8 protein-coding genes are annotated in these 14822 nt (G+C 69.3%); 2 read left to right on the top strand and 6 right to left on the bottom strand.

The window, feature by feature from the left end:
* Both RT688_RS17480 and RT688_RS17475 read left to right on the top strand, forming a co-directional pair.
* On the top strand, positions 1-1459 hold a 1459-nt coding region (locus RT688_RS17480), incomplete at its 5' end, for an FkbM family methyltransferase (protein ID WP_313706121.1).
* A 16-nt stretch (positions 1460-1475) separates the two neighbouring features.
* Entirely contained in the window at positions 1476-6308 is a 4833-nt protein-coding gene (locus tag RT688_RS17475; protein WP_313706120.1) for a glycosyltransferase, read from the top strand.
* A gap of 46 nt (positions 6309-6354) precedes the next feature.
* Here RT688_RS17475 and RT688_RS17470 read toward each other — a convergent pair whose 3' ends face one another.
* The 6 genes from RT688_RS17470 to RT688_RS17445 all read right to left on the bottom strand — a co-directional run bounded on the left by RT688_RS17470 (position 6355) and on the right by RT688_RS17445 (position 14815).
* On the bottom strand, positions 6355-8226 hold the full coding sequence (locus tag RT688_RS17470) for a hypothetical protein (protein ID WP_313706119.1): 1872 nt from the start codon (positions 8224-8226) through the stop codon (positions 6355-6357).
* A 37-nt stretch (positions 8227-8263) separates the two neighbouring features.
* Positions 8264-8803, bottom strand: coding sequence for a hypothetical protein (locus RT688_RS17465; RefSeq protein WP_313706118.1), 540 nt, complete (start codon positions 8801-8803; stop codon positions 8264-8266).
* The gene (locus RT688_RS17460; RefSeq protein ID WP_313706117.1) at positions 8800-9897 is read right to left on the bottom strand and encodes a hypothetical protein; all 1098 of its coding nucleotides are present in this window, start codon (positions 9895-9897) and stop codon (positions 8800-8802) included. Before RT688_RS17460 ends, RT688_RS17465 begins: the two co-directional genes overlap by 4 nt.
* Positions 9898-9940: 43 nt before the next feature.
* The gene (locus RT688_RS17455; protein ID WP_313706116.1) at positions 9941-11899 is read right to left on the bottom strand and encodes a hypothetical protein; all 1959 of its coding nucleotides are present in this window, start codon (positions 11897-11899) and stop codon (positions 9941-9943) included.
* A gap of 73 nt (positions 11900-11972) precedes the next feature.
* Positions 11973-13487, bottom strand: a complete 1515-nt coding sequence (locus RT688_RS17450; protein WP_313706115.1) for a hypothetical protein — start codon at positions 13485-13487, stop codon at positions 11973-11975.
* 23 nt (positions 13488-13510) lie between these two features.
* Positions 13511-14815, bottom strand: a complete 1305-nt coding sequence (locus RT688_RS17445) for an NAD(P)/FAD-dependent oxidoreductase (protein WP_313706114.1) — start codon at positions 14813-14815, stop codon at positions 13511-13513.
* Between the last annotated feature and the right edge of the window lie 7 nt (positions 14816-14822).

The following is a 14822-nucleotide window of genomic DNA, read 5'->3' as shown; positions in this document are numbered from 1 at the left end:
GCTTCAACACATCCCTTCCGGGTTCTACGTCGACGTCGGCGCCAACGACCCGGTCGAGCACTCGGTCACCAAGTCCTTCTATGACGCCGGCTGGCGCGGCATCAACATCGAACCCCTGCCCGCTTTCCACGAGGCTTTCCAGGCCCAGCGCCCGCGCGACATCAACCTGGCTGTCGCCGCCGGCGCCAGCGAAGGCGAGATCGTGTTGTTCGATGTGCCTGCCGTGAACGGCTGGGCCTCGCCGTCGGCGGAGACCGCGGCAACGCACCGCGCCGACGGCTACGAAACGGTCGAGCTGAAGGTGCCGCTGCGCACGCTCAACGGCATCCTCGCCGAACACGCGGGGAGCGACATCCACTTCCTGAAGATCGACGTCGAGGGTTTCGAACGCGAAGTGCTGCTGGGCCTGGACCTGCGCCGGTGGCGCCCCTGGATTCTGGTGGTCGAGGCGACGCTGCCGAACAGCCGCGAGACCAACCACGAGACCTGGGAAGCGCTGGTAACCGACCACGACTACCTGTTCGCCTACTTCGACGGCCTGAACCGCTACTACGTGGCGGCCGAGCACCGGGAACTGCTGGCGAAACTGCAGGTGCAGGCCAACGTCTTCGACGACTACGTCTCTGTTCACCTGGACAATGCCTGGCGCGACAACGCCGCCGTGCACGCACTGCTGACCCAGGCGCAGCAGCGCCTCGCCGAGAACGACGCACAGCTGACCCAGACGCAACAGCGCCTCGCCGAGAACGAGGCGCGCCTGCAGGAGCTTCACGAAGCGGCGCGCGTGGTGGCCGACAACCAGCGCCTGGCCGACACCCGCCGCGTGATTGCCGAGGCGCGCCTGGCCGACCGCACCGCGCAACTGGACGCGGCGCTGTCCCAGCTCGACCAATTGCGCGCCCAGCTCGAGGTCGAGCAGGCGCGCAAGGGCGTCGAAGCCGAGGCGATGGGAGCGGCGCTGGCGCGCGGCGACGAACTGGAGGCGCGGCTGCACGAGGCCAACGCACGCTGCAATGGCCTCGAGGAACAGCTGCGCGCCGCCAATGCCTGGGGCAACAGCCTGGCGCACACCCTGGACGCGGTCCACCGCAGCACGTCCTGGCGCGTGAGCAAGCCGGTGCGCGTGGTCGGTCGCGTCTACCGCCGCCTGGCCGGCGCGCGTCCCGACATGCCGCAGATCGACCGCGCCAATGCCGTCGCCCTGCTCAAGCGCACCGCCCTGCAGCGCCTGCGCGCGGTGGCAGGCTCGCCATCGGTGCGCAAGTACGTGATGCCGCCGCTGCTGCGCATCCCCGGCATGCAGCAAAGCCTGCTGCGCGTGGCGATCGCGCTGCGCCAGAACGCGGCTCCCGCTGCCGCCGAGGTCGCGCCGCCGGCCGGCTTGGGCGACCTGTCGCCGCGCGCGCGCGCGGCCCTGGCGGACCTGGAACGGGCACGTCGCCGTTCGTCCAATTCCTGATAACGATAAGAAAACTATGCGTCTTGTCATCGACCTCCAAAGCTGCCAGGGCGCAGACCCGGCGCACGCGCGCTTCCACCTGGCCGAAGCGCTGGCACTGGTACGGCTCGCTGCCGGACATGAAGTCTGGCTCCTGCTCAATGGCCGCATGGACGTGGCGATCGAATCGATCCGGCGCGCCTTCGACGGCCTGCTGCCCCAGGAGCGCATCGCCGTCTTCGACCTGCCGCAGCACAGCGACGAGCCCTGGTGGCGCCGTGCCGCCGAGCAGGTGCGCGAAGGCGCAGCCGCCGCGCTCCAGCCCGACCTGCTGTATGTTCCGGACGTGCTCGGCTCGGCCTACCCGGCGGCGCTGACCTCGATCACCAGCCTGAGCGACGCTTTCCCGACCGTGGTCAGCCTGGCCCCGGGCGACGGCGGCGCCGATCCGGCCTGGCACCGGCGCGCAGCCATCCTGCGCAACGCCGCGCTGGTGCTGCTGACCGGCGGCGCCGGCCGCGCCCGCGCCGCTTACGGGCTGGACGAGGGGCAGGTGGCCGAGGTGGCGCTGGCGATCCGGGAAGGCATCGACGCCGGCGCCGCCGGCGCCGCCGGCGGCGCGGTGGTCGTGCACGCCGACGCAGCACAGTACGAGACCGTGCTGGCGGCATTCGTCCGGATCGACAGCGCACTGCGCCAGGCGCATACCCTGGTGCTGGCGGGCGCCGCCGACCAGGCCGCGCAAAAGGCGCTCCGCGCCCAGGCCAAGCGCTTCGGCATGCCGGCCCAGCAACTGCATTTCGTGCGCGACGAGGACACCGGCCTGGACGCCCTGTACGGCAAGGCCGCCGTGGTGCTGTGCGTCGGCGACGCGCAAAGCATCGCGGGACTGGACGCGCTCGCGCACGGCGTGGCCGTGATCGCGGCGCAGGACAGCCCGCTGGCGGCGCTGATCGGGGAGCCGCGCGCGCTGTTCGCGACGAACGACGCGGCCGCGATCGCCGACGTGCTCGACCGGGTACTGGCGGAGCCGGCGCTCCGTGCCCAGTTGGCCGAGCAGAACCGCGCTACCGGCGCACGGCCGACGATGTCGGTGCGCGCGCGCCAGCTGTGGGACCACTTCGAGGCCCAGTACGCGGCGCACGCCGCACGCCGCTCCACGCTGGCCGCGCTGCCGCTGCGCCGGCCGCGCCTGGCCTATGTATCGCCGCTGCCGCCGGCGCGCTCGGGGATCGCCGACTACAGCGCGGAACTGGTGCCGGAACTGGCCCGCTACTACGACGTGGACCTGGTGGTCGACCAGGACGGCGTCAGCGATCCCTATATCGCCGCCAACTTCCCGCTGCGCAGCGTGACCTGGTTCGATGCCCACGCCCACGAGTTCGACCGGGTGCTCTACCACTTCGGCAATTCGCCCTTCCACCAGCACATGTTCCCGATGCTGGAAAGGCATCCGGGCATCGTGGTGCTGCACGATTTCTACCTCGGCAACATCGTGCACCACCTATGCGAGCACGGTTACCTGCCGGGGCTGTTCCGCCAGTCCCTCTATTACTCGCACGGCTTCTCGGCCCTGGCCGACCTGGTCCGCAACGGCCTGCATGCCGCGGTGTGGAAGTATCCGAACAACAAGCCGGTGCTCGACCAGGCCGTCGGCGTGATCGTCCACGCCCGCTATCCGCAGCAGCTGGCCTGCGAATGGTACGGACCGTCGAGCGTACGCAACTGGGCTACGTTGCCCCTGCTGCGCGGGCGCCGCGCCGGGGCGAGCCGGGCGCAGGCGCGCCAACAGCTCGGCCTGTCGCCGTCCGAATTCGTGGTCTGCACCTTCGGCATGCTCGGCCCGACCAAGCGCAACACCGCGCTGCTGGCGGCCTGGGGCGCGTCGCCGCTGGCGCAGGATCCGCATTGCCGCCTGGTGTTCGTGGGCAGCAACGACGGCGGCGCCTACGGCCGCGAGTTCCTGCTCGAACTCGAACGGATGAAGTGCGCGGGCAAGGCCGAACTGACGGGCTTCGTCGACACCGAACGCTACGCGTTGTGGCTGGCGGCCTGCGACGTCGCCGTGCAGCTGCGCTCGAAGTCACGCGGCGAGACCTCGGCGGCGGTGCTCGACTGCCTGCTGCACGGGCTGCCCACGATTGTCAACGCCCATGGCGCCAACGCCGAACTGCCGGCCGACGTGATGTACCGCCTGTCCGACGACTTCTCGCAGGAAGAACTGATCGAAGCCTTGACCCGCCTGCACGCCGATCCGCTGCGCCGGGCCGACCTGGCCGCCTGCGCCAGCGCCTTCATCGAAGCCGAGCACGCGCCGGCGGCGGCCGGACGCCGCTACGTCGAGGCGATCGAAGGCTTTGCCGCCGGCCAGGGCTCCGTCGCTCTGTGCCAGGAACTGGCGCGCACCGTGCCGCCCGCCGCCCTGCCTGAGGTGGCGCGGGCACTGGGCGCCAACGCCCGCCCGCAGGGGCTGCGCCAGATGCTGGTCGATATCTCGGCCCTGGTACAGTCCGACTACAAGACCGGCATCCAGCGCGTGGTGCGCAGCGTCCTGCATGCCTTGCTGGAAGCGCCGCCGCCGGGCTGGCGCATCGAACCGGTCTACACCAGCGGCGCCGGTACGCCCTACCGCTACGCGCGCCGCTTCACCGCAGGCATGCTCGGCATTACAGACTGGCAGCTCGACGATGCGCCGATCGATGCCCTGCCGGGCGACATCTTCCTCGGCCTGGACCTGGCGACGCACTGGACTCGCCTGAACGAGGGCCGCCTGCGCCAGTTTCGCGAACGCGGCGTACAGGTGTATTTCGTGGTCTACGACATCCTGCCGATCCTGCGCCCCGACGTCTTCCTGCCGAACGCGGAGCACGACTTCAAGGCCTGGCTGCCGATGCTCGCGCGCGTCTCCGACGGCCTGCTGTGCATCTCGCGTGCGGTGGCCGACGAAGTCGCCGGCTACCTGGGCACCCTGCCGCCGCTCGATCGCCGCCCGCTCAAGCTCGGTTACTTCCACCTGGGCGCCGACATCCAGGCCAGCGCCCCGACCACCGGCCTGCCGCCCGGCGCCGACGAGATCCTGGCGCGGCTCGCGCAGCGCCCGAGTTTCCTGATCGTCGGCACGCTCGAACCCCGCAAGGGCCACCTGCAGGTGCTCGGCGCCTTCGAGCAGTTGTGGGCCGAGGGCCTGGACGTCAATCTCGTCATCGTGGGCAAGCGCGGTTGGATGGTTGAAACCCTGGCCGCGCGCCTGGAAGCGAGCCCGCAGCGCGGCGAACGCCTGTTCTGGTTCGAGAATGCCAGCGACGAGATGCTGCTCAAGCTGTATGCCGCCTCGGACGCGCTGCTGGCCGCATCCGAAGGCGAAGGCTTCGGCCTGCCGCTGATCGAGGCCGCCCAGCACGGGGTGCCGATCATCGCGCGCGCGCTCCCGGTCTTCCGCGAAGTGGCCGGCGAATTCGCCTACTACTTCGACGGCCCCGCGCCGGCCGACCTGGCGGCGGCCATCCGTGCCTGGCTGGCGCTGCAGGCTGAGGGCCGGGCGCCGGCATCGAAAGGCATGCCCTGGCTGAACTGGGCCGAGGCGACCGGGCAGCTGCTCGACTGCGTGCTCGGGCAGCGCTGGTACCGCAGCATGTACGAGTCCAGTGCGGCCGACGTGTCCGCCCTGAATACCCGCGCGTCGCGCCAGCTGCTGGTCGACGTTTCGACCATCGCGCGCAACGACCTGCGCACCGGCATCGAACGCGTGGTGCGGGCGCAGCTCTACGCCCTGCTCTGCAACCCGCCGCCGGGCGTGCGCGTCGAGCCGGTGTTCCTGAACCTGGAAGGCGGCCAATGGCGTTACCGCTATGCGCGCCAGTATGCCGACCGGCTGCTGGCCGGCGCCGGCGGCGCGCTCGACGAAGCCCCGGTCCAGGTGGCGCCCGGCGACTGGCTGTACTGCGCCGACTACAATCCGGACGCGGTCACCGGTGCGGCCGCGCAGGGCCTGTATGCGCAGTGGCGCCAGGCCGGGGTCAATATCAACTTCCTCGTCCACGACCTGCTGCCGGTGCTGCGCCCCGAGTTCTTCCCACCCGGCGCCGAGCAGGCCCACGGTCGCTGGCTGGCGGCGGTGGCTGCCAGCAGCGACCGCGTGATCTGCATCTCGCGCGCGGTGGCCGATGAGTTCCGCCAGTGGGTCCAGGGACGCGATGGCGCGGACGTAGAGCTGGCGGTCCTGCACCATGGCGCCGACCTTGGCGCCTCGGCGCCGAACGCGGGCCTGGCCGATGACGCCGAACAGGTACTGGCGCGCATCGGCGCCACGCCGAGCTTCCTGATGGTAGGCACCGTCGAGCCGCGCAAGGGGCACCTGCAGGCCCTGGCCGCCTTCGATGCCCTGTGGGCGGCCGGGAGCGAGGCGCAGCTGGTCGTCGTCGGCAAGGAAGGCTGGTCGGGGCTGCCCGACAGCCAGCGCCGTACCATCCCCCAGATCGTCGAACGCCTGCGCAAGCACCCCGAGCTGGGGCGGCGCCTGATCTGGCTGGAAGGGATCAGCGACGAGTACCTCGAACGCGTCTATGCGGCCGCGGCCTGTCTGCTGGTGCCGAGCGAAGGCGAAGGCTTTGGCCTGCCGCTGATCGAAGGCGCCGGTCATGGCCTGCCGATCCTGGCCAGGGACCTGCCGGTGTTCCGTGAAGTGGCCGGGGAACACGCCAGCTACTTCGCCGGCACCGGCGCGGACCAGCTGGCAGGGGCGATCCGGGAATGGCTGGCCCTGCACGCCGCCGGCAAGGCGCCGGCCTCGGCCGGCATGCGCTGGCGCTCCTGGGGCGACAACGCGCGCGACCTGGTCGATATCCTGGAAGGCAGGACGGCGCCGGCCTGAATCCGGCTGCTGTCCCCGGGCACGGCACGCGCCGTGCCTCGGGCCCTCATTCCCCGGCGCTGACCGCGCGCAGCCGCAGCGCGCGCAGCTGCACCTGGCCGCGCCCGCGGCTCCAGCCGCCCAGGCCGACGGCGATCCGGACCGGTTCTCCCTGCGTGCGGAAATACGTGGTCAGCTGCCTGCCGGCGGCGCGCGACGGGGCAATCCGTATCAAGGTGCGCCGCCCGTGCAGCGAGACATGCGCGGCATGCGTGCCCGCCTGCGCGGCCTGCACGTCCCAGTCGAGCGTCAGGTCGAGCCGGTACAGCCCGGCCGGCAAGGCGATTTCTTCCGACACCAGGGCGGCATCGGTATCGACCTCGGACGCGACCAGGCGCCGCGCTCGGTTGAAGTGGGCCGCGCCGAATTCCTCAAAGCCGAGGTTCGGCAGTTCGCGCACCGTCCGGTAGCCGAGCGGGCCGTTGTAACCCGGCACCAGGTACTGCCCTTCCAGCTTGCGGTAGGGGTGGCCGACGATGTCGGGAATCCCTATAGTCCGGCTGTCGGCCATGCGCGGCAGGATGAACGCTCGCACGATTTCCGAGGCCGGCGTCGCCAGCCCGGCGAGCAGGCACAAGGCGAACGGCAGCTTGCGCCAACCGTGCGGCGGCGCCGCCAGCGCCTGGCTGCCCACCAGGGCGAGCACCGCCAGGGCCGGACCCGAGCCGCGCATCAGGAGGTCGTTGTAGACGCCGACGCTGACCAGCGACAGCAGCAGCAGGAAGGCGCCGTTCGCCAGCACCAGGCTGCGGCTGGCCGGGCGCATCAGCAGCAGCGCCAGTACCGGCAGGACAAATTCCAATAGCACGAACTCGATCCACAGCGCGGCCGTGAAATCCTTCGTCTGCCAGACAAAGCTGGACGGAATGCGCTGCGCGGCGCCGCGCGTGAGGTACCAGGCGGCCGCGAGGAGCAATACCGGCCCGGCCAACAAATTGACCTTGCTCCACAGCGCACGCAGGCCGCGGCGTGCGATGCTCCACGCGAACAGCGGCGCCAGGCCGACGGCGCTGAATGGCGACCAGATCGCGACCGCCGCCAGCAGCACCGCCCCGCCCCGCAGGGCCTGCGCCGGATAGCGCAACAGCAGAAAAGCACCGATCCAGGCGGACAGCGCGTGCTGAGGCGTCCAGATCAGGCTGGTCGCGATGGAAGACAGCTGACCGAAGCCCGCCCACCATTCGAAATGCATAACGAGAGGATGTTTGCTGTCGTTAATCCAGGTGCCGACGATGTCGGCGCCGCTGAACAGCAGAAAGGCCAGGCAGGGGAACAGGCGCGCCGCCAGCCGGCCACGCCGCACGCCGAAGGCGAGCGTCAGCGCCAGCCAGGCGCCGAAGGCGGTCCAGGCGAAGATCGCGGGGCCGAGCCAGGCATGGCCGCCGAGCTTGGCCACCAGCGCCGGCACCACGTAGTAGCTCAGCGAATACCTGAGCGTGGCCAGTCCGTCGTCGGTCGGAATCGGCGGCGGCCAGCCCTGGCCGATCAGTTCATTGAACAGCGCATAGTGCTTGGCCCAGTCGAGGTTCTCGCCGAAAGGCGGCAGCGCGCCGGCGAACCAGACCAGGGCGGCGGCCAGCAGCGCATGCGGCCACGTTGCGCCCAGCGACGGCGCGGTCGTTCCGGCGGGGGCGCCTTGGCTGCCGCGCAGCATCCACCAGCTGGCGGCGGCGCCGGCGGCCAGCACCGGGATGGCGACGAAGGCGCGCTGGAAGTCCGCCAGCACGACCAACGTCGGCAGCAGCAGGTATAGCCATGCGAGACAGAAGATGGTGCGCGCGTGCCGCCCGAAGACGGCGGCCGGATCGCCGAAGCGCGCGTCGCCGGGGGGCGCCGGCGGCGTGCCGCACGTCGGCGTAGCGGCGGCCACCGTGGTCATTCGCGCGCTCTCGCCCCGGCGTCCGTCATGCCGTCCCCTATTCGATCCGCAGCGACTTGAAGGCGAGCGCCAGCAGGCGTGGATCGCCGCTGCCCGGGCTGTGCGCGCCGGGCAAGTCGATCTCGAGGATGTTTTCGCCCGCGCGCAGCAATCCCGGCTCGAACGCCAGGCGCAGTTCGGTTTCGCGGTCGAGCTCGCGTACGGCAAGTTGGCGCCCGTTCAGGCGCCAGGTGATCGCCTGCGTCCCCAACGGCGCGACGTGCAGCACCAGCGCGTGCGCGCCGGCGCCGGCGGCGTCCAGGCGAAAAATCAGCCGGACCCGCTTGCCGTTGCTCCAGCGGTGGCTCGGCTCGGGCGCGGACCAGCCGTCGAAGCCGAGCGCCGCTTCCTGGTGGCCATAGGCCCGGCCCGGCTGCAAGGGAGCCAGCCCCTGCCTTTGCGCAATCGACAAGTCGGTCGTCTTCAGGATGTAATAGTCGCGATATTCCTGGCTGACGCGCGGATTGGCGACGGCATACACGAGGAAAAGGTAGAACGCGGCGAGCAGTACGATCGCCGCCCGGACGATGGCTTTCATATGACGAATCCTTTACCGCCGAGCCAGGCGAGATACATGTGGGTCAGCCCGGCCGTCGCCCCGCCCAGGTAGACCACCCAGGCCAGCCGGTTCCGGAGCAGCATCGCCAGCGCCAGCAGGACCGGCGCTTGCCACCAGATATAGCGCGGCATGGCCCAGAGCCCGGTGGACAGGGGGATCAGCGTGCATCCGAGCGAGTACAGCGCCAGTTCGAAGCGCTTGCTCCAGGCGAAATAGAGCGGCACCAGCAGGGCCAGCGCCGTCATCACCGCCCAGTAGCGGTTCATGGCGTCGGCACGCAGGCCGGCCGCGATGTAGGCAAACGGATTGCCCGGCACGCGGTCCCAGGCGCGCTGGATGTGCGAGAACGCGAGAGCGTCGCCGCTGAGCCAGTACAGGAAGGCCATGAACAATCCCAGGCCGAGCGGCAACAGGAGCAGGCCGAGCAGGATGCGCTCGCGCGCCGCGGGCTCGCGCCGCCAGGCGCCGGCGGTGCGCACCAGGTAGGAAAACACGGCCAGCACCCCGACGACGCGCGCGGCGCTCAGTGCGCCGCCCATGATGCCTGCGATCACCAGGTTGCCGCGCCGGAGATGGTAGAAGAAGGCGCAGCTAAGGAGCAGGAACAGGGATTCGGTATAACCGACGTTGCCGTAGATCGCATACGGATTGAGCGCCGCGATGCTCGCCAGGGCGATCGGGTCGAGGCGCTCGTCATAGGCGCGTGCGAACTTCACGAAAGCGAAGATCGCCAGCAGGAAAAACAGCTTGGACGCCAGCACCAGCGAGAGCTGCGGCGCAAACCCGGAGAAAAAGGCGAGCGCGCGCGCAACCAGCGGCAACAGAGGAAAGAAGGCCCAGTTCGCGGCGTCGCCGCGCGCATGCCCATGGGGAGAGAGGTCGTAGCCGCTCTGGACGATGCCGGCATACCAGCTGCAATCCCAGTTGCACAATTTGTCGTAGCCCTGGCCGGAGAGCAGCACCGCGGTCCACTCGATGAACTGGTTGGCCGCGAACAGGGCCGCCGATACCAGCAGCAAGCCGGCGTTATTACGGAACCACGCTGTGTGGCGCAGCCTCTGGATGACATTCATGGATGATCCTGCCTCGTGTCTGTGTTGATGGCGCACAGGCGGCTCAGCCGGCCGTGATTTCCAGGCTGGCCAGGCCGACCCCGAGCTGGCGCGAGTCGCCCGACAGGCCCAGGCTGGCCGGCGACGCCGCACCAGGCAGCTTCAGCCGGATCTTGTAGCGTCCGGCGCGGCAATTCTCCGGCGGCACTGCAAAACGCACGACCTGCTCCGCTCCCTCGAGAGTGCCTTCCCATAATGTACCGCCGGAACCAATGATCGTCACCTCCTGGCGGCCGAAGGGCCGCAGCGCCAGCGCCAGCGTGAACTTGTGCTCCGGCTTGAAATACTGCTGCTCGTTGCAAGGCAACAGCAGGGCCGGCTGGGTGCCTTCGGACCACACGCCCCAGGATTCCGGCTGGTTCCAGCCACTGCCAAGGAAGACCGCGCCGTCGCCCCCCTGCCCCATGCCGTGCGGCCCCGGGGCCACGCGCATGCGCAGGCTGTCCGCCTGCTCGGCGGAGATACGGGCATAGGTTGTCTCTCCTCCCGTGCCGGCCATCAGCGCTTCGAAGGCGGGCGAGGCGGCAAAGGCGTCGAGTCTAGCCGCGTCCATCATGCATTCGGTCGGGGCCAGTGCGCCGTGCCGACCGGCGCCAGGTAGCAGCAGGATCTTGCGGCAATCCGGTCCCAGCAAGGCGCGTACGTTCTTCCCGTACACCGCCTCGCCGACGCCGGAATAGCGCTCCAGGAACACCTCGGCCGGCGGGCTGTAGAGGAATGGCAGTTTCGTCTGGATCAGCTCGGACAGCATCGACGGCGTGGCGTAACGCTCATGGCGGCGCGGATTGTTGACGCCCATCGACACGATCGTCAGCAGGACGAGGACGACGCCGGCGGCCAGCGTACGCTTCGAGCGCAGCGCGAAATGGCCGAACACCCACAGGAACACCGGGAAAGCCAGCGGGAGGTACCAGAGGGCGTAACGCGCCAGGCCAGGGGTGGCGCCGGAATTGAGATTGGTCGTGGACGAGTGCGCGAAGAAGTTGATGGCGCAGCAGGCGAGCACGAAGGCGGTCACGCGCCAGGTACCCGGGCCGGCCAGGGAGACCGGCTTGCGCAGGTAGGCAACCAGTGCGGCCAGCAGGACCAGCAGGCCGAGCGGCCAGTTGGGCAACAGGCCCAGGTCCGGATCGACGATCCAGACATAGAACGTCCAGATATTGCCGCCCAGCGCAGCGCCGCCGGCCAGCAACTGCGGGGTGACCACGCCGTAGCGGGCGAAATAATAGACCGGGTGCGCCAGCACCGCGACCACGACAGCCACCGCCATCGCGACCTCGAACAGGCTGTAGCGCCGCTCGCGCTGCAGCACGACCCGGTAGAACAAGGGAATGCAGGCCACCAGCGCGAAGCTCGGATTCTGGGTCGATGCCAGGGCGATGAACAGGGCGGCCGCGAGGTAGCGCTCGACCATGACCAGGATCACGGCCGACAGAACCAGGCACACCGTCATGAATTCGGTATGCACCTTGTCGACGAACCAGAACATCGGCGAGGCCAGCAGCATGACGACCGCTGCCAGCAGGCCGCGTCCGCCAAAGTGACGGTAGGCCAGGCCCAGGCTGACCGCGGCCAGCACGGCGTGCAGCGCGAGGAAGCTGCCGTGCGCGCCCAGCTGCAGGCCGACCAGGGCGGCCAGCTTGCCGCACAAGGCGGCCAGCAGGCTGTAGAACCAGAAATGGTTGAAATCCGAGGTCGGGCCAACGCGCAGGGCCGTGAACCAGTTCGCGAGCGCATCGGCCGGCACCATGTCGCGGATCGCACCGGACTGCACCAGCTGGCCATAGGCCTCGTAGGCGGGTGCGATCATCCAGGGCCGGTGGGTCAGCTCCCACGCATAGTACAGGGCGTAGTATTCGGAACCGTCGCCCACGCGCACTGGTTGCAGGCGGGCCAGCAGGACGAACAGGATCACGAGCGCCAGCACGATGGCGACATAGGGTTTGAGACGGGTGGATTTCACGATGGGAAGCATGGGCTGGGATGACTGTGTTAGGGAGGCGCGGGCGCGCCGGCGGCTGCCGCGCGCGGCCTGCTTACGGCCGCGGTTCCTGTGCCGCGAGCGGCGCCTGGTGCAGGCAGGCGGCATCGAGGACAAGCAAGGGACCGCCGGCGATCGTCGAGCAGTGCGCCCTGCCGGCGAACCGCGCGGCGTTGCGTGAAGTGACGATCAGGCCATAGCGCTCCAGCGGCCCCAGGGTGGCGCCGGTCATTTCCAGCCACGCCACGTTGCGCGGCGCGTGGGCCACGCCGATCGACAGCATGTAGCTGATCACCGACGGCAGTCCGTCGAGGTCGACCACCACGTTGCTCCTGTCCGGCGCCGGCGTGGACAGGACCGTGCCGCGCAGCGCGGCCACCTGGCGTTCGGCGGCAACGACGGCAGGCACGTCGAGCCGGTCGGCTGGGCGCTGCTTGATGCGCATCGCCGGCGTCAGCGCCAGGGCGAGAACCAGGAAGGCGACCGCGGGCCGGTCCAGCGCGCGCGCCAGCGCCGGCCGGGCCGCCAGGCGCCGCTCCGCCGCCGCGCCTGCCCAGAGGGCGATGCGCACGAACAGGAAGCTGCACAGGCCGGCCGCGTATTTCTTGACCGCGTAGTCCGAGCCCAGGCCGGCGTAGCGTAGCGCCATCTGCAACAGGCACAGGCCGGCGATCGCGGCGCCGTACAGCGCCAGGTACTTGTACATGCGGTAGCGCTGCGGGTCGCCATGCCAGGTACGCAGCAGCGAGGCCGCGCTGGCCAGCACCAGCAGGCAGACGATCCCAATGGCCCAGATCTTGCCGAGCGGGCCAAGCGACAGGCCGCCGTTGTGCTGCGAGATCTCGCGCATGGTGGCGAAGGTGGGATGCAGGACGATCAGCGCGATGCCGGCCGCTACCGCCACGAGCGCACGCACGGCCGCACCGCCGCGCTCTTCGCGCGGCGCCTTCCAGGTATCGAGCAGCGCCAGGCCGGCCAGCACGCCCAGCAGCTCGAGCGCGGGCAGCAGGTGCGCCTGGATGATGAGGCCGATCGCCGCGAGCAGGAAGACGTAGACCGCTGCCTTCGGCAAGCGCGCCTCGATCCGGATCGCGCAGGCGATCGCCAGCACGGCCAGGGCCTGCGCCAGCAGTTGCGCGAAATGGTAGTCGTGCGACAGCTCGGTGCCATGGATGCGTACCGCGCCATGGTTGATCCACATCAGCAGCGCCAGGACCAGCGCCGCGAGCATGCCGCTGCGCCCTGGGGCCGCATACAGGATCAGCAGGAAGCTGGCCCAGACCAGCGCCAGCGCGCCCAGCGCCACCAGGTGCAGGCCCATGAACGGCGAGTCCGCCAGCAAGCCGGCTCCGGCCGCGAGCGTATGGCCGAGGCGCGGATAGATGTTCATCTCGCCGAGCGAAGGATCGTTCGGCGCGAAGGCCCAGTTTTCGGTCAGCCGGAACACCAGCGCGTAATGGTGGGCCAGGTCGACCGACTGGCTCCAGAGCGTATCGGCATGCAGGGCAACCAGGATGGCGCCCACCGCAAGCAGCAGCAGGGCCTGGGCCGGAAACTGGAGAGAACGCATACCGGAGGTCTCCCGCCTGCCGCTTACGCCAGGCGGCGCGCGATGGCGCGGCCTTCGCGGATTGCGTAGTTGGTGCCGCGGTCTTCCGGATAGATCTGCGCCATGGTGGAGATGAAGGCGTTCTCGTACGGCGTTTCCTGGCCCGGGACGTAGTCGGAATAGTTACGCTCGGTGACCGGCTGCGCATACTCCGAGCGCCACACGGCGTATTCCTGCACCCAGGACTTGTCCATCTTCGGGAACATGCGCTTGAGGTGCTCGAGCGCGAACTCGAAGTACTGCTCGTCGTTGTAGGCCCAGACCGGGTCCTCGGTCGCCAGGTAGCGCGACAGGTAGGCGATGTGCGAACCCTTGTAGTTTTCCGGCTTGTCGAAGTTGGTGTGCTCGATCACGCCCACAAAAGGGAAACCCGGATCATTGACGTTGAGCCAGTAGGTTTCCGACAGGCTGTGCTTCAGGCGCAGTACCAGGCACATGTTGCCCAGGTATTTCACGCGGCGCAGCTTGGCCAGCCAGTCGCTCGGGGCCTTGCCCTCGAACATGTCGGCGATCAGGGGGAAGGACGGGGTGAACAGGAACTTGTCGCTCGCCACCTCGCCGTTCACGGTGCGCACCGCGGTGATGCGTTTGCCTTCGGTTTCCATGCCGGTCACGGCCGCGCCGTAGCGCACGTCGCCGCCGTTGGCGCGGATCGCCGCCGCCAGCGCTTCGGCCAGGCGGCCGAAACCGCCCTTGAAGTAGGCCAGCTCCTCGCCGCCCTTGTCGTTGCGGGTGCTGCCGCGCAGGACCAGCTTCTTCCACATCCAGACCGCGTTCACGGCTTCGGCGTACACCGAGAACTTGGAAGTGATCAGCGGTTCCCATACGATCTTGTACACGCTCTTGCCGGCCAGGCTTTCGAGCCACTCGCGGATGCTCAGGTGCTCGATGGTCTTCCAGTCCTTGATGCGGCGCACCTGGAAGACCAGCAGGCCCAGGCGGATGCGGTCGACCAGCGACAGCGCCTTGAAGCGCAGCAGGTCGAGCGGGGTCGACAGCTTCCACATGCGGCCGTTGAAATACATGCCGGTGCGGGTCGGCAACAGGATGACATCGCCGTCCATGCCCAGTTCCTTGACCAGCTCGGGCACGAAGACGTCGTTGTTGAACCAGTGGTGGTAAAACTTCTCGAGCGTGACGCCGTCGCCGAATTCGAAGGTGCCGGCCAGGCCGCCCGGGGTCTTGTCGGCTTCCAGCACGCAGACGCGCTTGCCCTGCTTCGACAGCACATAGGCGGCGGTCAAGCCGGTGAAGCCGCCGCCTACCACTACTACATCGTATTTATTCATCGTTCGT

This window comes from Massilia sp. (genome assembly GCF_032106685.1).
Classification (GTDB): domain Bacteria; phylum Pseudomonadota; class Gammaproteobacteria; order Burkholderiales; family Burkholderiaceae_D; genus Telluria.
Note: the sequence above shows the minus strand (reverse complement) of the source record. Positions and strands in the feature narration are given on the sequence as shown.